This window comes from Sulfurospirillum cavolei (genome assembly GCF_001548055.1).
Classification (GTDB): domain Bacteria; phylum Campylobacterota; class Campylobacteria; order Campylobacterales; family Sulfurospirillaceae; genus Sulfurospirillum.
The window spans coordinates 920440-938392 of the sequence record NZ_AP014724.1; the positions used below are offsets into that span (position 1 = coordinate 920440).

Here is a 17953-nt window from a genome sequence, read left to right on the forward strand (position 1 = left end):
ATAGCGCAAATGCGAGGGGTAACCGTGATACATACGATCGTTCAACGACTCAATCAACCTAAAATCGTTTTGGTATCGGTTTTTATAAGTACGTTTGTTTTACTTTCTTTGGTCGTGTACCGCTTGCATACCTTTGAACTCGATACCGAACGAAAACAAGTTGAAGCCATTGCAACAAACTACGGATATGATATTCGGTCGATGTTGGAAAGAGCACTTTCATCGACGTATATGCTTCAAGCCCTGCTTAATGAAAACAACCATACCCGTATTGAAAATTTTGAGAGTGTCGCCAACGATATTTTGCCTTTTTATCCCGGCGTTATCGAGCTAGCGATCGCCCCTAAAGGTATCATTCAACAAGTCGCGCCCTTGAGGGGTAACGAAAAAGCGTTAGGGCTTAACCTCTTTGAAACGGCTTCACAGCAAACCGAAGCGCTCTTGGCCAAAGAGACGGGAAGTTTAACGCTGGCAGGTCCCTTTAATCTGGTTCAAGGCGGCGTCGGACTTGCCGGACGGTTGCCGATTTTTGAAACTCAAGACCAAAAAGAGACGTTTTGGGGGTTTGCCGTGGTGATTATTCGTATCTCGGAGATTTTCGAGACGGTTAAAGCGGCCTCGTTAGGCGGAGAAACGATGGCGTACGAAGTCTGGCGGATTGAGCCGCAAAGCCGCGAAAAACAAGTCATCTATGCTTCCGACGCTTCGAGCTTGACGCATCCGATCGAACACGGTTTCGACGTTCCTAACGGTCGATGGATGATTCACATGTCGCCGCATCGAGGCTGGGGCGACGCTTCGGCGTTGATGCTGCGTGAGTTGATCGTGTTGGCATTTTCACTTTTATCGGCGTATATGGCAAAGTTTTTCGTCGATTTGCGTATCGCCAAAAAAGCTTTGGAAACGAGAATTATTCAAACCCACAACGAAAAAGAGATTCTTGAACAGCGTTTATCGACGCTTTTAGATGCCGTTCCCGATTTGGTTTTTTTAAAAAATCCCGAGGGCGTTTACCTGTTTTGCAATCGAGCTTTCGAAAAATTGTACGGCGTTAAAGAAGCCGATATGATGGGAAAAACGGATTATGATTTTGTCGATAAACAAGCGGCGGATTTTTTTAGAACCAACGATTTGATCGCGATCGATGCTCAAACATCGGTGACTAACGAAGAAGAACTTTGCTTTAAAGAAGACGGCTACAACGGGTTGTTCGAGACGATCAAAACGCCGATGTACGATACCAAAGGCGAGCTTATCGGCGTTTTGGGAATCGCTCGGGACATTACGGCGCGTAGGGAAAACGAAGTCAAATTGGAGCGTTTAGAATACTTTGATCCTTTAACGTCCCTTCCCAATAAAGTGCAATTGCATTTACGCCTCGAACACGATCTTTTGATGATGGAAAAGAAACACGAGCAATTGGCGGTTTTATTTATCGACTTCGATCATTTTAAAAACATTAACGATACGTTAGGACATGCATTCGGCGACGAATTGCTCATCAAGGTCTCCAAGCGGCTTAAAAGCCTCATTCGTCCCGTCGATACGCTTTCAAGACAAGGCGGGGACGAGTTTGTGATGGTCTTGCCCAGCGTGCGCGTCGACGATGCGGTGCATACGGCAAAACGCGTGTTGCAGACGATTGAGCAGCCGATCGTTTTGCAAGAACACGAACTCGTGATTACCGCTTCGATCGGTATCGCGTTGTATCCTAACGACGGAAAAGACGTTGAGAGCTTGTTTAAAAGTGCCGATGCCGCGATGTATTTAGCAAAAAAAGACGGCAGGAACAATTACCGCTTTTTTACCTCCGAAATTCAAAGCCGTTCGGCACGCCTTTTAAGCCTTGAAAATGCCTTGCGTTACGCGCACACGCGAGGGGAATTAAGCCTTCATTATCAGCCGCAAATTTCGTTGCAAGAGGGGACGATCGTCGGCGTTGAAGCTCTGTTGCGATGGACGCATCCTGAACTTGGGACGATTTCTCCCGCCGAATTTATTCCGATTGCCGAAGAGAGCGGGCAAATTTTGTTGATCGGCGAGTGGGTGATGCGAAGTGCGGCAATGCGGATGAAACAGTGGATCGAGGCGGGATTTTCTCCGATTAGCGTGGCGGTAAACCTCTCGGCGGTACAGTTTCACCATACGCACCTGTCGCATTTGGTCGGAACGATTTTGGACGAGGTAAAGCTTCCGGCGGAGTATTTGGAGTTGGAACTGACCGAAAGCGTCGCGGCGCAAAACCCCGAACATGCCATTGCAACGATGAATGCGCTTGTCGCGCAAGGCATACGGCTTTCGATCGACGATTTCGGTACGGGATATTCGTCGTTAAGTTATTTGAAGCGTTTTAAAGTCTATAAACTCAAAATCGATCAATCGTTTATTCGCGATATTCACAGCGATCCTGAAGATAAAGAGATTGTTAAGACGATTATCGCCTTAGGAAAAAGCTTGGGGTTGAAGGTTATTGCCGAGGGCGTTGAAACGCAAGAGCAGCTTGATTTTCTCAAAGAACACGGGTGCGACGAAGCTCAAGGGTACTACTTTAGTAAACCCTTAAGCGTAGAAGATCTCGAAGCGTTACGCTTGCATCCCGAAATTATAGAACGTAAGAACAACAATAATCCGCAAACGTCGTGACATGTAACGTAAAAGAGGAATTGGCCGGAACGCGAAACGTCGCTTCTCCGCAAATACTAAGAGGCTCTTGACGATCGGGTAACTCGACGCTTAATTCACCGCTTAAGATTTCCATCACTTCGGCGACGCCGGTACGAAAGGTATAATCGCCTTTTTGCATAAAACCGAGCGTTTTGGTCGTTCCGTCTTCAAACTTAACGGTGCGGCTGACCACGTTTCCGTCGTAATAGACGTTGGCTTTTTTGACGACCGTAACATTGCTAAATTCCATCGTTTTCCTTTAAAGAGAGTTTTGGTATGTGAGCCTTTGAAACAAAGCTTCCAAACGAAGTTTGCGTAAAAAGCGACGCTAGGGTTAAAGGTACTTGCGCACCTGAATACTTTTTTTCTTACAAAACGTGTTTTGAAGAGCTCTATTATAATCGTTTCGAGCTTGTAATTTCTTTTTCATGCTCTTTGTATATAATGACGTCGTTGAAACTACCGAGGAGCGACGATGAAAATAGCGGATTTGATAAGCGGTTACGAGAAGTTTAAAGACACGAAGTTTAAAAAATACGAAAATAAGTTTATAGACTTGGTAAAAAACGGACAAAAGCCTAAAGTTCTTTTTATTGCGTGCAGCGATTCGCGCGTTGACCCGACTTTGATTACCGATGCGGCTCCGGGAGAGTTGTTTGTTTTACGCAATATCGGCAATTTCGTGCCGCCGTTTGCGCCGGACGATGATTATCACGCGACGGCGGCGGGAATCGAATATGCCGTTTCGGTTTTGGGCGTGAGCGATATTATCGTGTGCGGTCACTCGCATTGCGGGGCGATCGAGACGATGTATACGAAAATTACCGACATTAATTTAGTACATGTCAAAAAGTGGTTGCAATTAGGGCTCGATGCTAAAAACTACGTGGAGGCCAAGCTGGGTCAAAACATCGACCATGCCAAACGTTTGGAATTGACGGAAAAAATCTCGCTTTTATTTCAGTCCAAAAATTTGCTAACGTATCCGGACGTCGAACGACGCGTGAATGAAGGAGAGCTTTTTATTCGTTCGTGGTATTACCATTTGGAAACGGGCGAATTGGAGTATTTCAATACCGAAACGGGCGAGTTTGAGCCCATGCTCGGATGCGAGGGTTGATGCGTTTTTTGTGGCTTCTTTGTCCTTTAGTGCTAGGAGCACTCGAGTTTAAAGTCGCCAATTATAACGTCGAAAATTTGTTCGACGCCAGCGTTCAAGGCGGCGAATACCAAGAGTATATCCCCAATGCCAAACACGGTTGGAACGAAGCGATGCTTCGCATCAAAATCGCCAATCTTGCACGCGTCATACGCGATATCGACGCGGACGTGATCGCCTTGGAAGAGGTTGAAAACCAAGCGGTTTTGGAGCGTTTAAACGCCGCGCTCGGCGATAAAGCGTATGCGTTCGTGTTTTATCCCAAGAAAAAAGAGCGCGTAAGCGTCGAAACGGCACTGCTTTCGCGTTTTGCGATCGAAAAGACGCAAACGTTTTGGTTACCCGACCAAGCCCGAGGCATTCACAAACTTTCCCTACGCGTCGGTGCGTATCCGCTCACGCTTTACGTGAGCCACTGGCCGGCGTATAAAGAAAAAGAGGATGAACGGCTTGTCTATGCGAAAACCTTGCACAACCTCTTAGAACAGGACAAAAACGCCGAAGTCATCGTGATGGGCGATTTAAATTCGCCGTATCAGGAGCGCAAAGGGCATTGGGGCATGGGGCTCTCAACGTTTTTAAAAGCCGGCGATAAAAACGCTCCGTTGTATAACTTGTGGTACGATCTGCCTCAAAATGCGCGTTATTCGCATAGTTACGGCAAAGAAAAAGAGACTTTAGATCATATTATCGTCTCTAAAACGCTTTTCGACCGCCAAAAAATCGAGTACGTTCCGTTTTCGATGCGGGTCTTTATTGCGCCTTACATGTTAGACGAAAAAGGAAATCCCAATCGCTGGCAAATCAGCGACCGAGGACGAGGACAACACCTCGGTATCGGTTATTCCGATCACTTTCCGATAACTGCGATTTTCCATACGCCAAAAGAGTAATTTTAAAAAATAACACGTTTCTAAGTGCCTTCTTTTTATAGTTATACCTTATAAATGAGATAAAAGGATACGATATGAGATGTGCGGAAAAACTTCAACGTTTGATGATGGCAGCGGTACTTTTTATCGCATGTTGCTTGATGAGTGCCGGCTCGATTTACGGTACGATCCTCTTAGGCTTCGTGATCGCAATGATCGTCGTTTGGGCGATTACCGATTTTTGCCCTTCGATTTGGCTTTTAAGCAAGTGGGTCGGGCATTGTAAATCCAAAGCCTAAGGCGTTTGCGACCTTGACATGTAAAAGGACGATTTAACCAACTCTTGGTTACAATAAACCTAAATTATTTACATGTAAAGGTCGATCGATGATCAAACCCCTTTTAATTGAAATAGGCGTCGAAGAGCTTCCCGCCGTTCCCTTCTTAAAAGAACTTCCCAACATTGAAAAACTCTGGCTCGATATTTTAGAAAAAAACGCTTTGGCGTGCGAATTTCAATTTTACTATACGCCGCGTCGTCTCGTCTTGTGGCATCAAGCGTTTCCTACCGAACAAGAAGCGCGTGAAGAAGAGTTTTTCGGCGCACCTTTAAACGTTGCGTTTAAAGACGGCGAACCGACTCCTGCGGCACTCAGTTTTGCTAAAAAGTGCGGCGTCGATTTTAGTGAAATCGCCCAAGGCGAAAAAGACGGTAAAACGGTTCTTTACTACAAAAAAACCGTTGAAGGACAAGCGAGTCAACACTTGCTCAAGGGGATGATCGAGACGTTTCTCAAAGGGCTCAATTTCGGTAAATCGATGCGTTGGGGCTTTTTAGAGGAGCATTTTATTCGTCCGATTCGTTGGATCGGATGTATGCTCGGAGACGAACATGTGAGCTTTTCGCTCTTCGGTGTCGAGTCGACGCCGTTTTCGTATCCGCATCGAACGGTTTCGTACGAACCTTTTGCTTACATGTTTGCGGGTGATTATTTCGAGCGATTGGAAAAGCGCGGCGTCGTATTGTATCCGCACAAACGCGAAGCGATTATTTTGGATGACTTTAAAGCGATCGAAGCCAAAGAAGGCGTTCATATCGAAATTGATGCGGATCTTTTGGCGGAAGTCGTTGCGATCACGGAGTATCCCAAAGCATTGATCGGTTCGTTTGAAGAGCGTTTTTTACAATTGCCTCCCGAAGTCATTATTACGTCGATGAAAGAGAATCAACGCTATTTCCCCGTCTTTAAAGAGGGCAAACTGAGCAATCGTTTTATCGTCGTTTCCAACGCGATCAGCGACGATTACGATTTGATCGTTAAGGGCAACGAAAAAGTGCTTCGTGCTCGCCTTTCCGACGCGCTTTTCTTTTGGGAAAACGACCTCAAAAACGGTCTTCGTTACGAAGGATTGAGCGATATTACCTACCTTGAAGGCTTAGGATCGCTTTTGGATAAAGAGCTTCGCGAAAAAACGATTGCCGATTATTTGACGCACCGATACGCATCGACGCTTTTAGCCCAACATGCGCCGATCGACGAGGCGACTTTAAACGCTTTGATGCACAAAGCCGTGATGTACTCTAAAAGCGATTTGCTCTCGGAGATGGTGTACGAGTTTACGGAGCTTCAAGGTTTGATGGGCTACTACTATGCGACGGCGGCGGGCGAAGAGCCTCTTGTGGCGTTGGCGTTGAGGGAACAATACCTTCCCAATTCCGAAGAGAGTGCTCTTCCGAGCACGCTTTTTAGTGCTATTGTCGCGTTGGCGTATAAATTGGATTCGTTGATTGCGCTCTTTAGCATTCAAAAAATTCCGACGGGCAATAAAGACCCTTATGCGCTTCGACGTGCGGTCAACGGCATTATTAAAATCGTCTTGGATCAACGCATCGCGTTTGATATTAAAAACGATTTGCAGGCTTTGGCGCAAGGGTATCGTCCGTTTGATTTTGCCGTGTTGGAAAACTTCTTTTTGGAGCGTTTATACCAGTTCTTCGACGTCAATCCTTCGATTATCACGGCGGTTATCGATAGCGGAGAACGGGACGTCGTTCGTCTTGCCGACAAGATCAAAGCTTTATCTTCGATCGCGACGAGCGAAGGATTTAAAGAGATGTTCTCGACTTTCAAAAGGGTCGCGAACATCATCAAAAATATGCACCTAACGAACGAGCTTCGTATCGACGAAGCGTTATTTGACGACGCGCACGAAACAGCGCTTTTTCAGGCGTTTCAAGCCCTCAATGCACAACATTACGCTTCGTACGAAGAGCACCTCGACGCGCTTTTTGGACTCAAACCCGCTATCGACGCCTTTTTCGATAACGTCATGGTCAACACGGACGATCTTGCGCGAAGAACCAATCGTCAAAACCTGATCGCTTCTATTTATCTTGCGTTTAAATCTATCGCGGATATTAAAGAAATTAGCATTTAACCCTTGACGAGGAGATACGCTCTCCTCGTTTTTTCTTCCTCTTTTTCCTCTTAAATCGTTGCTTAAGCTTTGTTGGGGCATAATTGGTAAAATTATTTTTACTAAATTAAAAAAAGATGACAAAAAAAGATGTCCTTAAGCAAGAAAATTAAATATTTTAAACAAATCGCTATTTTGCTGACGATTTGCTGGACGTTTTTAACCTCTCTTTTTGTCGTATACCAATTTATCAACGAAGAGAAGCATATCGAGCAAAGCTCTCTGGAAAAAATAAAAGGCGTTGCCGAGCAGTCGATCGCTTTTGTGTATTGGGCGTATGAACAAAAAGCCAAAGCGTTAAGCGACGAGCAAAAGTACAGCATTCGCAATAATTTTTCCCTACGCGACCTTCTGGCCGTTTTGGCACGCCATAGCGATATGGATCTTTCCATTAACTCGATTTACAAAGATATTCATGCGATGAACGTTCCTGCTAGCGTTAAACAATCGCTTTTAAGCGTCAAAGAGACGAAACAAGATACGTACAATATTTTTTACAAAAACGAACGCAAATACCTTTTTTACGCCGTACCGATGTTGGCAAACCACTCGTGCATCTCCTGCCACGTTCACGACGACGAGAAGATCGGTGCGTTGTTGGGTTTTACGACGATTTCGATGCAAGTTCCCACGTTTCGGGAAGCTAATGCGCAAAGTTACTATTTTTTAATCGGTATGTATTTGGGAACGTGGTGCTTAGGACTCTTTGCGATTTGGTGGATTCACGCCAAAGGACGCAATTATTTGAACGAAAAAACGAAACTCTACGAAGAGAGCATGTACGCGCTTATCGATATGGTCGAGAAACGCGACAGTTATACCGCCGGTCACAGCCAAAGGGTTGCCGAGTATGCCAAGCTTCTCACGCTTGAGCTCGGCTACTCCCACGATGAAGCCGATTTTATCTATAAAGCGGGCATGTTGCACGACATCGGAAAGATCGAGATTCCAGACTCGATCCTCCTCAAACCCGATACGCTCTCTTCGATGGAATATTCACTGATTCAACGCCATTCGACCGCCAGCTACGAGTTGTTGTTGCGTGAACCTTTTAGCGCATTGGCAACCATCGTTTTGCACCATCACGAACGTTACGACGGACGAGGGTATCCGAGCGGATTGAAAGGGGAGCAAATTCCGATTTTCTCGCAAATCATTACCGTGGCGGATGCCTTTGACGCAATGACGACGAATCGAGCGTATCGTAAATGCTTACGTCGCGAAGAGGCACTTTTTCTTTTGGAAGAAGAGAGCGGCAAACAATTCAACCCTTCCATCGTTGCCGCTGCCAAAAAAGTGTTTAAAAACGTAAAATTGCCTGAAAATACGACGCAAATGCCTAAAGATTTATTGGAAGAGATGCGCTTTTCATACTACTTCCGCGATCAACTGACCGGTTTTTACAATATCAATTACCTCAAATTTCTCTTCGCGCACGCAGGGGACTGTTCCATGAAATTGTTATGCATCGACCATCTCAACTGTACGCATTTTGCCGAGTACAATAAACGTTACGGTTGGAAAAAAGGCGATCTTTTTTTAAGGCGTATCGCGCAGTGTATCCATGAAATTTATCCCGAAGCGATGATCGTTCGAGCCTACAGCGACAATTTTTTGGTAATCCATACGCAAGAGCATACGCATATGCGCTACGAAGCGTTAGACGCCATGTTGGAAGAGTACGCTTTAAGCATGGAATACCAACATCTGGATATTGACGTGAATGAGCCTTTAAGCTTGGAAATCTTGGAAGATAAACTTTTGCGTTTGGAGAATTAGGGTATAATTAACGCCATTTTTCATCGTTAAAGGGGATCAAATGCGTCTTACGACTTGTCCTTTGGATTGCTTCGACGGGTGTAGCATCGTCGTTAACGAGAACCGCGTGCTTAAGGGCAATAAAGCCCACCCGATTACGCAAGGCTATCTTTGCCACCATCTCAACCATTACCATCAATTCGACCGCATCGAAGAGGCTCGCTACTTGGGGCAGACCGTCTCATTAGAGCGGGCATGCGAAATTTTGGAAACACAGCTTCGAACGTATCTGCCTTCACGCACGCTTTATTTTAAAGGAAGCGGCAATTTAGGCGTGATGCAAAGCGTCTCGAAAATGTTTTTTGCCCGACACGGAGCCGTATTTGCCTCCGGTTCGTTGTGCGAAGAAGCGGGAGCGAGCGGAATCGTACAAGGAAGAGGGGCGGATCTTTCGCTTTCTCCCTTACATGTTAAAAAGTCCGAAGTTGTCATCGTATGGGGACGAAACCCGAGCGTGACCAATTCTCACATGTTACCCGCCTTAAAAGGGAAAACCCTTATCGTCATCAATCCCGTTAAAATAGATCTTGCCGAACGCGCGGATATGTTTATTCCGATTCGTCCGAAAAGCGATCTGTATTTGGCACTGCTTCTATGCCGTTTAATCGCAACGAAAGGCATGGAAGATCGCTCCTTTTTAGAGTCGCGTTGTTTACATTACACGGCTTTTTCAGCTCTGATCGAAAAATTCTCACTACCGTATCTTGTAGAAAAATCGGGAGTAAGTCTTGAAGAAGCAAGCGCGTTGCTCTCCTTGATTGCCGGGAAAAAAACTTCCGTTTTGGTCGGCATCGGCGTGCAAAAATACCGTTTCGGACACAGCGTTTTGCGCTCAATCGACGCTTTCGCGGCGATGTTGGGGCTTTTTGGAAAAGAAGGGTGCGGCGTAGGGTACATTAGCGACAGCGGTTTTGGGTTTAGCTCGCCTTTTAAAATTGATGCTACGAAAGTAACGCTACCGACCGTCAATTTCGGCGATTACGATTTGGTGTTTATTCAAGGCGGCAATCCGTTGAGCCAAATGCCCTGTTCTTCCAAAGTTCAAGAAGGACTCTCCAAGGCAAAGTGCGTCGTTTATTTCGGGCTTCACGAAAACGAGACGTCTGCGAAAGCGCATTTAGTGATTCCCGCCCAATCGTTTTTGGAAAAAAACGACCTCAAACTCAGCTACGGACACCCGTTTATCGGACGGATGCCCAAACTTGAAGACGCAACCTTTGCGATCAGCGAATATGCATTGACGCAACGGCTCTTAGAAACGTTTAAACACGCGCCTTTGGAAGAAGATACGGTCATATTAGAGCGTATGATCGCAACGAACAGTGTTGAAAAAGAGGGCTTTTTGATGTCGAAAACGTATGAAACGCTACCCTACGAAGAGCGTTTTTACACGCCTACCGGTCGTTTTGAATTTATGGACTCTTTTGATGAGGGAGAGGTATTGGAAGAGGGGGGATTTTTTCTGATCGCCGCGAAGCAAAACCGATCGCTCAATTCGCAATTTGTGACCGACGATTATTTGTACGTACCGCAAAGTTTGGGGCTTAAGCAAGAAGAACGCGTGAGGCTTTCGAGTCGTTACGGCTCTTGTATGTACTCCGTGATGCCCAGTTCCAAGCTTCGAGACGATTGTTTGTTGCTCTACAGCGGTGCGAAAAACGTGAACATGTTAACGCCTTACGCAACGAGTCAAGAGGGACAATGTGCGGTTTTTCAGGATATGAAAGTGCATTTGGAGCGACTCTCGTGAGCGATACGGACGTTTTGTTGGACGATGCTTTATTGCTTGTCGAGCAAAATTTTTATTTTTTACATATGGGCGAATTTCTCGGCAAATTGACCAAAACGGAAGATTTAAGCGATCGAAGTCTATTTGTCGTCAAAAAATACGACAACGATCAAGCGTACTATTTTAACGCCGAATTGATTCACGAACTTTTAGTCAATGCAAGAGAGACGCAAAACGAAGCGATTTCGTTGTTTGAATATTTTGTCGAGTTCAATGCGTTTCGAGGTATTTGTATGGCGATGGTCGAGAGTTTGCGGTTTGAAAGTCCGTTTAAAGTCTTTATGCAACGCCTGTGCGGCGAGCAATACGAGAATTTTGTCGATATTCTCTCTTTCGTGCGCAACGTACTTTCGCACAATATCCATTCGGAGATTCGCCTCAGCGAAAAAGATTACGACGGGACGCTAAAACGCATTCGACGTATGGGGCGCAATCCAAATATCGCCTTTGCGTTTCAATACGCTTTGCGCCTTCCCGAACTCGGTGCTCCCAACGACGCTTATACCTTTACATGTCAGATCGATTTTGAAAGCCTTGAAGAAGGAATGCCTTTTTTAGAGATTCTCTCTATGTGGGAACTTCTGATGCTCAGCGAATTGTGTTTTAACCTCGTGATGACCTACCGTAAAAAAGAAGAAAAAGAGTTACAAGAAGAAGCGATGGGAGACGACTCTCTACGATAATATCACGATTTGCTTGCGTAAAAATGTTTACATGTAAGGCAAATTCATCTAATGACCTGATGATTTACAAGGAGCCGTAATGCAGATAGTCCTTGAGTTAAAGAGGGCTATGCTACGTAATTCTTGAGCATTATGCAAGATAAAGAGTACCTTCAAATCTAGCTCAATTTCTACTACAATATATAAAGTATAGGGGTAAACTTTTAACTTCTTAGAGAAAAATTTTAAGTTTATTGACAATGTACATACAAAAGCGTTATACTTTTTACACTATTCATAAAGGAAACATGTGAAATTTGAATGGAGTCAAGAAAAAAGTGCTTCAAATCTTCAAAAGCACGGCGTGAGCTTTGAAGAAGCGAGAGAAGTGTTTGATGACCCGTTTCATATCTCAAAGTGTGACGCAAGGTTTGATTATTGTGAAGAGCGTTGGATAACCCTTGGTGCAACGACAAAAGAGAAAATTTTAGTCGTTGCCAATATGTTTTTTGATGAATTTGGCGAAGAGATAGTGCGCATCATTAGTGCAAGACATGCCAATAAAACCGAAAAGGAATTTTATGAAAACCATTAAAGAAAGAGAACACTACGATAGCTATGAGCTTGAAGAGTCGTATGATTTTGAAGGCGGTGTACGAGGGCGATTTTATGAGCCTAAAAAAATCCCAACGACACTCAGACTTGATAATGACATCATTTTATACTTTAAGAAAAAAGCGAGTGAGCAAAAGGTTTCGTATCAGTCATTGATTAATGCGTTTTTACGGAAAGAGATAGGCTCTTTATAGGTTTTGCTATAAACTTTTTGCATGGATCGGGGAGATATTCAGAAAAGAAGGTGGGGAAGCCCCACCTCATTAAGATTATACCGCTTCGTTATCGAGTTCGCCGGTTCTAATGCGAACGCTTTTTTCGACGTTGGAAACAAAAATCTTTCCGTCGCCGATTTTACCCGTACGGGCACTTTTTACGATGACGTCGATGACTTTATCGACCAGCTCGTCTACGACGACGACTTCAATCTTGATTTTCGGTAAAAAATCGACGACGTACTCGGCACCTCTGTAGAGTTCCGAGTGACCTTGTTGGCGTCCATAACCTTTGACTTCACTGACCGTCATACCCGTAATATCAAGTTCTGCTAGCGCATCTTTGACGTCTTCGAGTTTGAAAGGTTTAATAATAGATTCTATTTTTTTCATCTTCAGTCCTTCTTATCTTAAGTTAAAAGCTTTTTCGCCGTGTTCGACTTCATCTAAACCTTGAGATTCGGCTTCGGCACTGACTCTTGCACCGCCCGTGAGGATCGAAGCGATTTTAAAGACTACCGCCGTTACGATCGCCGTATAGATGATAGTGACGACAACGCCTTCGACTTGTACGAGCACTTGACCTGCATTACCGTAAAGTAAACCTGTTCCTAGTTCGTTGACTTCAGGGTTTGCAAAAATACCGGTCGCAATCGCACCCCAGATACCCGCAACACCGTGGATACCGAACGCATCGAGCGAATCGTCGTATTTAAGAGCTTTTTTAAGTCCGTTAACACCGTAAAACGCTACGATACCCGCAACAACGCCGATCACTAATGCACCCGCCGTATCGACAAAACCTGCTGCCGGCGTAATGGCGACAAGACCTGCTACGATACCCGAAGCGATACCCAAAAGTGTGAATTTTTTATACGTAACGTATTCAACAAGCATCCATGAAAATGCCGCAACCGCCGCCGCCGTGTTGGTGACCAAGAAAGCACTTGCCGCGATACCGTCTGCTCCAAGTTCGCTACCGGCGTTAAACCCGAACCAACCAAACCATAGCATACTTGCACCCAAAACCGTTAGCGTTACGGATGAAGGGAACATCGCTTTACCGTAGTCGCTTCGTTTGCCGAGCATTAAAGCCATGACAAGACCCGCAACACCGGCATTGATATGAACAACCGTACCGCCGGCAAAGTCTAAAACACCGTCAGCCGACAAGAAACCGCCGCCCCATACCCAGTGTGCAATCGGTGCGTAGCATGCGATGATCCAAAGTGCCGCAAAAACAATCCACGTCGAAAACTTAAGTCGCTCGATGACCGCACCGCTGGCAAGTGCTACGGTAATGCCTGCAAACGTCATTTGGAAGGCCGCAAAAAGAAGTACGGGGATATTTCCGGTTGCCCAAAGGTCCGTCACCTTAATACCGCTTAAAAAGAAGCTATCGAAACCGATAACGCCGCTGATGTCCGTACCGAAAGCTAAGGTATAACCGCAAACGACCCAAACGATAGAGGCGACGATATAGCCCATAACGCTCATTGCAATCGTGTTAAGCAAGTTTTTAGAGCGAGCCATACCGCCGTAAAAAAGTGCTAAACCCGCAGGGGTCATAAACATAACGAGCGCCGTCGCCGTTAAAACCCATGCCGTATTACCGACGTCTAAAGTCGGTGCCGCTTCAGCCGCTTCGGCTGCCGCTTCTTCTGCCGCCCACAATGTTGATAACGGCAACATAGTTGCAAGAGCAAGTAGTTTACTTCTCATTGATTCCTCCTAGTAGTGTTGAACTGATGAAATTGTATCACTTAGCGGTTTTTAATCTATGCATTAAAATGATTAAATTTTAACCAGTTAGCTAAAACGAGGCTGAGGTTTCGGTTCGCCATGATGCTATACGTTGCTAGACCTCTTAAAAAACGCAAACCATCCTCCGTCGCGAAAGAGTCTTCTTGTGAAAAAAACCCCGAGCATAGCTTTCCGCTTTGGCGACTGATCAATTTTCGCCGAAGTTTGTTGTTATTGTAACGCGAATACGAAGGTTTTGAAGTACGCTATTAAAACAAAACGGAAAAAGATATAATGCGCTTTTAAAAAAAGGGGCACATGTAACCGAATGAATACGCTATTGGGGCTATCGATCGTACTTTTTTTTCTTTCGTTGTTGACGGCAAGGCATAAGGTTTACAAACCGCTACATGCTTTTTTCTCGACGCTGATGATCTTTGTTTATTTAGTGTTGAGCACCTTTTATATCGTATCCAATTATTTTACGGGCGAGGGTATCAACGACGCCGTTTTATTTCATCTTCGCTACGGGCTAGACGGTTCAGGATATGCTGATTATTATTTAATCATGGGTGTCGGCGTCGTCTTGTTTATGAGCAGTTTGGTGTTGTGCATCGTTTATTACAAAGCGTTGCAAAAAGAGTCTTCGCAACGTTACGTCCGTTTCAAACGCATCGTATCGGCTTTCGCACTTTTCTTGGCATTTGCAATTCATCCGAGCAGTCGCTTCTTAGCCGAAACGTTTTTGAAAAGCGTCGGCGTGGAAAATCCTTTAAGTATGGTTTACCGTTTTAGCGATTATTATCGGGAGCCGAGTCTGATAGCTTCGAGCGAAGAGCATCTGAATTTGGTTTACATTTTTGCGGAGAGTTTCGAGGAGACCTATTTTGACGAAACGATTTTTCCCAATTTGGTCACGAAGCTTCGCTTGTTGCGCGAAAAAGGTTTAGTTTTCACTCAAATCGAGCAAGCGCACGGAACAAGTTGGACGATCGCCGGAATGACGTCCGTGCTGTGCGGTCTTCCTTTGGTCACGCCGAGCACGAATCTCTATTCGCCTCAGGGTAATTCCATGTCGAAAATGAGTTCGTTTTACTCGGGTGCGACGTGTTTAAGCGATATGTTGCATAAAGAAGGGTACAAACTGATCTATCGAAGCGGATCGCCCTTAGAATTTGCGGGCGTCGACAAACTGTATCGTACGCATCGTTTTGAAGACGTAAAAGGCGATAAAGAGCTCAAACCGCTCCTAAAAACGCCAAGTTACCAAACGCCTTGGGGTTTGTTTGACGATACGCTGTTGGACATTGCGTTTAACGATTTTAAAAAGTTTTCCAAATCCAAGCAAAAATTTGCGATGTTCCTTTCGACGATGGATACCCACCATCCCTACGGACACGTATCGAAAAGTTGTGAGGCGCAACGCTATAAAGACGGGAGCAATTCGATGCTCAATGCGGTGACGTGTTCGGATGAATTGCTGGCACGGTTTATTACGCGCATTCAAGAATCGCCGTACGGGAAAAATACGCTGATCGTCATCGGTTCGGATCATTTGGCGATGCACAATATGGCAATCGACGACTTGATGAAAGGGACGCGTCGCGATCAATTCGTTATTTTAGATCCTCGTATTACGGAGCCTAGAACCGTCGATAAAGTCGGATCGACGCTCGACATCGGTGCGACGATTTTACCGTTTTTGGGCTATGACGCGCAGTTGGGACTTTCGCGAAACCTTTTAAGCGACGAGCCCTCTTTGGAAGCTTCTTTCGAGAGTTTCGATGCCGTTTTAAGCGCATGGTCGCATGAGATCAGCCGCTTTTGGGAGTTTCCTAAAATTGAAGAAGACCTTGCACTCGGAAGTACGACGCGAGCCGTTAAGATCGGAAAAAGTACCTACAAATATCCCGTCTTGCTTCGTTTGAACGAAACCCTTGAAGTGAGCCCGTTCTTTGAAGTCAAAATCAAATTTTTCGAAACGATGAAGCTCTTTAAGTATCTGCAAGAGTTTCAAGACAACGATCTTTTTTTATGGATCGATCAATGCTCGCGTATCGGGGTTTTGAGCGATGCTAATCAAAGCGTCAAAGGTAAGTATTGTTACGCTCTTGGAAAACTCGGCGGCGAAATGCTCGTTGATGCGCTCAAAAACGATACGACGATACCTTTAGATACCTTACAAAAGATGCTCGAAACCCCATCCGGCGAACCCTTGGCAAAGCCTAGACGGGAACGATTGGAGCAAATTAAAGAGAAGTAATCAAACGCGCTTACGAGAAAAGAACCATCGATCCGCGTAAAGATTGACGACGAGCCCCGTAACGATTAAAGCGGCGGCAAAAAGTTTCCATAAGGGAAGGGCTTCTTGGAGTAAAAGTGCCGAAGAGGTAAATCCGACGACGGGAACCAAAAGCGTAAACGGCGCGACGGTCGTAGCGGGATAGCGACTCAGTAACCAACTCCAAATTCCAAAGCCGAAAAACGTAACCGGATAGGCAAGATAGGCAAGGGCGGCGATACTTTTAAACGAGAGGTGCGTAAACATCTCGGTATGCCACAGATGCGATTCGAAACAATAGGCTAGCACTCCTAAAAACGGAAGCGAGATAAAACTTCCCCAAACGACGAGTCCCAACATATCGACGTGACCGATGCGCTTGGAAACGAGATTGCCGATCGCCCACGAAAGTGCGGCGCATTCGACGAAGAAAAGCCCTAAAAGATTGACGTCGCCTCCGGTATGAAAGCCGACGAATACGATACCGAAAAAGGCAATAGCCGCTCCTAGCACTTTTGCGGGCGTCATTTTTTCTTTAAAGACAATAACCGCCAAAGCCGCAGTAAAAAAGACTTGTGTTTGTAAGGCCAGCGAGGCGATTCCCGAACTGACCCCGACATACATTCCTGAAAATAAAAAAGCAAAATCAAGCACAAACATACTTAATGCATATGCTAAAAGCAGTTTCCACGAAGTATTTTGAGGCTTTTTAAAGAAAAATATCCACGGAAAAGCGACGCACGAAAAGCGTAAAAAGGTCAGCAATAAAGGAGGAATTTCGCGAAGGGCGACTTGAATAACCACAAAATTCACACCCCAAATGACGACCACGCTTAGCGCTAAAAGGCTCTCTTTAATCGGCATCAATCAAACGCTTAACGGTTATTGACGGCAAGTTTGACGCCAAAGGCAATGAGCGCAAAACCGGCAAGTTTGGTCGCCAACGTTCGCGCAAAAGGAAAGGCTTTCAACCGAAGAGCCAACGCGTTACCCAAAAGTACCAAGAGCGTTTGATAGATCAAACTCATCATACTGACGTGAACCATCATCGCGATCAGCGTGACATGTGAAGCGTCTGCTTTGAGAAAAAGCGGGAAAAACGCAACGAAAAAGAGCATGACTTTTGGGTTGGTGATGCTGACGAAAAAGGCTTGCTTCAAATAGACCCAAGCAGATTTTTTCGGCTCTTGATGTGCTTTTTCCGGCGTTATTTTCGCACGAATCAGCCCCAAGCCGAGCCAACACAAATACAAAGCACCGAAGTATTGAAGGCATTCGAATAAGAACGGATTTTGTTGCATCACTGCCGCAAGTCCGGCTAAAGCGGCTACCATAAAAACAAAATCGCCGAGTAAGGTTCCAAAAACAGCACCGAGTCCAGCTGAAATGCCGTTGCGTGCCGTTGCGTTTAAGATAGCGATCGTTCCGGCTCCCGGAATCAATTGAAAGACGATGATAGCACCGATAAAACCGACGTAGTTTTGAATCTCGAACATACTCTAGCCTTTTCTTGGGATGATGGGTACGATTATACACTGATTTTCATCGATCGTTTGATGAATTTTCGTCCTATTTATATCCCATTGATTGATTTATAATCAAACGTTCTTGTATTTTTAGGGTAGGCGATACGGTAAATACTTTGTGTTAAAAGGAC

At 45.3% G+C, this 17953-nt stretch carries 16 protein-coding genes; 11 read left to right on the plus strand and 5 right to left on the minus strand.

All coding sequences use genetic code 11. The features are described 5' to 3' along the window. The first annotated feature begins 24 nt into the window (after positions 1 to 24). Positions 25 to 2643: a bifunctional diguanylate cyclase/phosphodiesterase gene (locus tag UCH003_RS04715; protein ID WP_060825626.1), complete on the plus strand. Its 2619-nt coding sequence runs from the start codon at positions 25 to 27 to the stop codon at positions 2641 to 2643. On the opposite strand, the gene UCH003_RS04720 is transcribed toward UCH003_RS04715, so the two are convergent. Further along, positions 2603 to 2914: a pyrimidine/purine nucleoside phosphorylase gene (locus UCH003_RS04720; protein WP_060825627.1), complete on the minus strand. Its 312-nt coding sequence runs from the start codon at positions 2912 to 2914 to the stop codon at positions 2603 to 2605. The genes UCH003_RS04715 and UCH003_RS04720 overlap by 41 nt on opposite strands. A 225-nt stretch (positions 2915 to 3139) precedes the next feature. Between UCH003_RS04720 and UCH003_RS04725 the strand changes: the two genes are divergently transcribed. The 9 genes from UCH003_RS04725 (at position 3140) to UCH003_RS04765 (ending at position 12251) form a co-directional block, all read left to right on the plus strand. Then, complete coding sequence (locus tag UCH003_RS04725) at positions 3140 to 3784, plus strand: carbonic anhydrase (protein WP_039672945.1); 645 nt, start codon at positions 3140 to 3142, stop codon at positions 3782 to 3784. Further along, positions 3784 to 4716, plus strand: coding sequence for an endonuclease/exonuclease/phosphatase family protein (locus UCH003_RS04730; RefSeq protein ID WP_060825628.1), 933 nt, complete (start codon positions 3784 to 3786; stop codon positions 4714 to 4716). Before UCH003_RS04725 ends, UCH003_RS04730 begins: the two co-directional genes overlap by 1 nt. Before the next feature lie 74 nt (positions 4717 to 4790). After that, entirely contained in the window at positions 4791 to 4994 is a 204-nt protein-coding gene (locus UCH003_RS04735) for a phosphoribosylaminoimidazole synthetase (protein WP_060825629.1), read from the plus strand. Positions 4995 to 5082: 88 nt separating this feature from the next. Then, complete coding sequence (gene glyS, locus UCH003_RS04740) at positions 5083 to 7134, plus strand: glycine--tRNA ligase subunit beta (RefSeq protein WP_060825630.1); 2052 nt, start codon at positions 5083 to 5085, stop codon at positions 7132 to 7134. Positions 7135 to 7263: 129 nt separating this feature from the next. Beyond that, complete coding sequence (locus UCH003_RS04745) at positions 7264 to 8952, plus strand: bifunctional diguanylate cyclase/phosphohydrolase (RefSeq protein WP_060825631.1); 1689 nt, start codon at positions 7264 to 7266, stop codon at positions 8950 to 8952. Positions 8953 to 8992: 40 nt separating this feature from the next. Next, the gene (locus UCH003_RS04750) at positions 8993 to 10741 is read left to right on the plus strand and encodes a molybdopterin-dependent oxidoreductase (protein ID WP_060825632.1); all 1749 of its coding nucleotides are present in this window, start codon (positions 8993 to 8995) and stop codon (positions 10739 to 10741) included. After that, positions 10693 to 11463, plus strand: a complete 771-nt coding sequence (locus UCH003_RS04755; protein WP_231964813.1) for a hypothetical protein — start codon at positions 10693 to 10695, stop codon at positions 11461 to 11463. The genes UCH003_RS04750 and UCH003_RS04755 overlap by 49 nt, the downstream gene beginning before the upstream one ends. Positions 11464 to 11752: 289 nt before the next feature. Beyond that, a complete protein-coding gene (locus UCH003_RS04760; RefSeq protein WP_039672935.1) occupies positions 11753 to 12037 on the plus strand; it encodes a BrnT family toxin in 285 nt (94 codons plus the stop codon). Further along, positions 12024 to 12251 (plus strand): BrnA antitoxin family protein, encoded by a 228-nt coding sequence (locus UCH003_RS04765; RefSeq protein ID WP_060825633.1) that lies wholly within the window; start codon positions 12024 to 12026, stop codon positions 12249 to 12251. The genes UCH003_RS04760 and UCH003_RS04765 overlap by 14 nt, the downstream gene beginning before the upstream one ends. 75 nt (positions 12252 to 12326) lie before the next feature. On the opposite strand, the gene UCH003_RS04770 is transcribed toward UCH003_RS04765, so the two are convergent. Together UCH003_RS04770 and UCH003_RS04775 are read right to left on the minus strand one after the other, a co-directional pair. Continuing rightward, positions 12327 to 12665: a P-II family nitrogen regulator gene (locus tag UCH003_RS04770; RefSeq protein ID WP_025345241.1), complete on the minus strand. Its 339-nt coding sequence runs from the start codon at positions 12663 to 12665 to the stop codon at positions 12327 to 12329. Positions 12666 to 12677: 12 nt separating this feature from the next. Further along, a complete protein-coding gene (locus UCH003_RS04775) occupies positions 12678 to 13994 on the minus strand; it encodes an ammonium transporter (protein WP_039672933.1) in 1317 nt (438 codons plus the stop codon). A 349-nt stretch (positions 13995 to 14343) separates the two neighbouring features. Between UCH003_RS04775 and UCH003_RS04780 the strand changes: the two genes are divergently transcribed. Next, the gene (locus tag UCH003_RS04780; RefSeq protein WP_060825634.1) at positions 14344 to 16278 is read left to right on the plus strand and encodes a sulfatase-like hydrolase/transferase; all 1935 of its coding nucleotides are present in this window, start codon (positions 14344 to 14346) and stop codon (positions 16276 to 16278) included. Here the strand turns inward: UCH003_RS04780 and UCH003_RS04785 are convergent, their stop codons facing one another. Together UCH003_RS04785 and UCH003_RS04790 are read right to left on the minus strand one after the other, a co-directional pair. Then, positions 16279 to 17160, minus strand: a complete 882-nt coding sequence (locus UCH003_RS04785; RefSeq protein WP_060825635.1) for an EamA family transporter — start codon at positions 17158 to 17160, stop codon at positions 16279 to 16281. Between the two features lie 11 nt (positions 17161 to 17171). Beyond that, entirely contained in the window at positions 17172 to 17792 is a 621-nt protein-coding gene (locus tag UCH003_RS04790) for a LysE family translocator (protein ID WP_060825636.1), read from the minus strand. Positions 17793 to 17953 lie beyond the last annotated feature (161 nt).

What these genes read in the sequence shown, in the direction of transcription:
- UCH003_RS04720 (WP_060825627.1), bottom strand. Translation starts at nt 2,914, where the DNA reads ATGGAATTTAGCAATGTTACGGTCGTCAAAAAAGCCAACGTCTATTAC.
- UCH003_RS04725 (WP_039672945.1), top strand. Translation starts at nt 3,140, where the DNA reads ATGAAAATAGCGGATTTGATAAGCGGTTACGAGAAGTTTAAAGACACG.
- UCH003_RS04730 (WP_060825628.1), top strand. Translation starts at nt 3,784, where the DNA reads ATGCGTTTTTTGTGGCTTCTTTGTCCTTTAGTGCTAGGAGCACTCGAG.
- UCH003_RS04735 (WP_060825629.1), top strand. Translation starts at nt 4,791, where the DNA reads ATGAGATGTGCGGAAAAACTTCAACGTTTGATGATGGCAGCGGTACTT.
- glyS (WP_060825630.1), top strand. Translation starts at nt 5,083, where the DNA reads ATGATCAAACCCCTTTTAATTGAAATAGGCGTCGAAGAGCTTCCCGCC.
- UCH003_RS04745 (WP_060825631.1), top strand. Translation starts at nt 7,264, where the DNA reads ATGTCCTTAAGCAAGAAAATTAAATATTTTAAACAAATCGCTATTTTG.
- UCH003_RS04750 (WP_060825632.1), top strand. Translation starts at nt 8,993, where the DNA reads ATGCGTCTTACGACTTGTCCTTTGGATTGCTTCGACGGGTGTAGCATC.
- UCH003_RS04755 (WP_231964813.1), top strand. Translation starts at nt 10,693, where the DNA reads ATGTGCGGTTTTTCAGGATATGAAAGTGCATTTGGAGCGACTCTCGTG.
- UCH003_RS04765 (WP_060825633.1), top strand. Translation starts at nt 12,024, where the DNA reads ATGAAAACCATTAAAGAAAGAGAACACTACGATAGCTATGAGCTTGAA.
- UCH003_RS04770 (WP_025345241.1), bottom strand. Translation starts at nt 12,665, where the DNA reads ATGAAAAAAATAGAATCTATTATTAAACCTTTCAAACTCGAAGACGTC.
- UCH003_RS04775 (WP_039672933.1), bottom strand. Translation starts at nt 13,994, where the DNA reads ATGAGAAGTAAACTACTTGCTCTTGCAACTATGTTGCCGTTATCAACA.
- UCH003_RS04780 (WP_060825634.1), top strand. Translation starts at nt 14,344, where the DNA reads ATGAATACGCTATTGGGGCTATCGATCGTACTTTTTTTTCTTTCGTTG.
- UCH003_RS04785 (WP_060825635.1), bottom strand. Translation starts at nt 17,160, where the DNA reads ATGCCGATTAAAGAGAGCCTTTTAGCGCTAAGCGTGGTCGTCATTTGG.
- UCH003_RS04790 (WP_060825636.1), bottom strand. Translation starts at nt 17,792, where the DNA reads ATGTTCGAGATTCAAAACTACGTCGGTTTTATCGGTGCTATCATCGTC.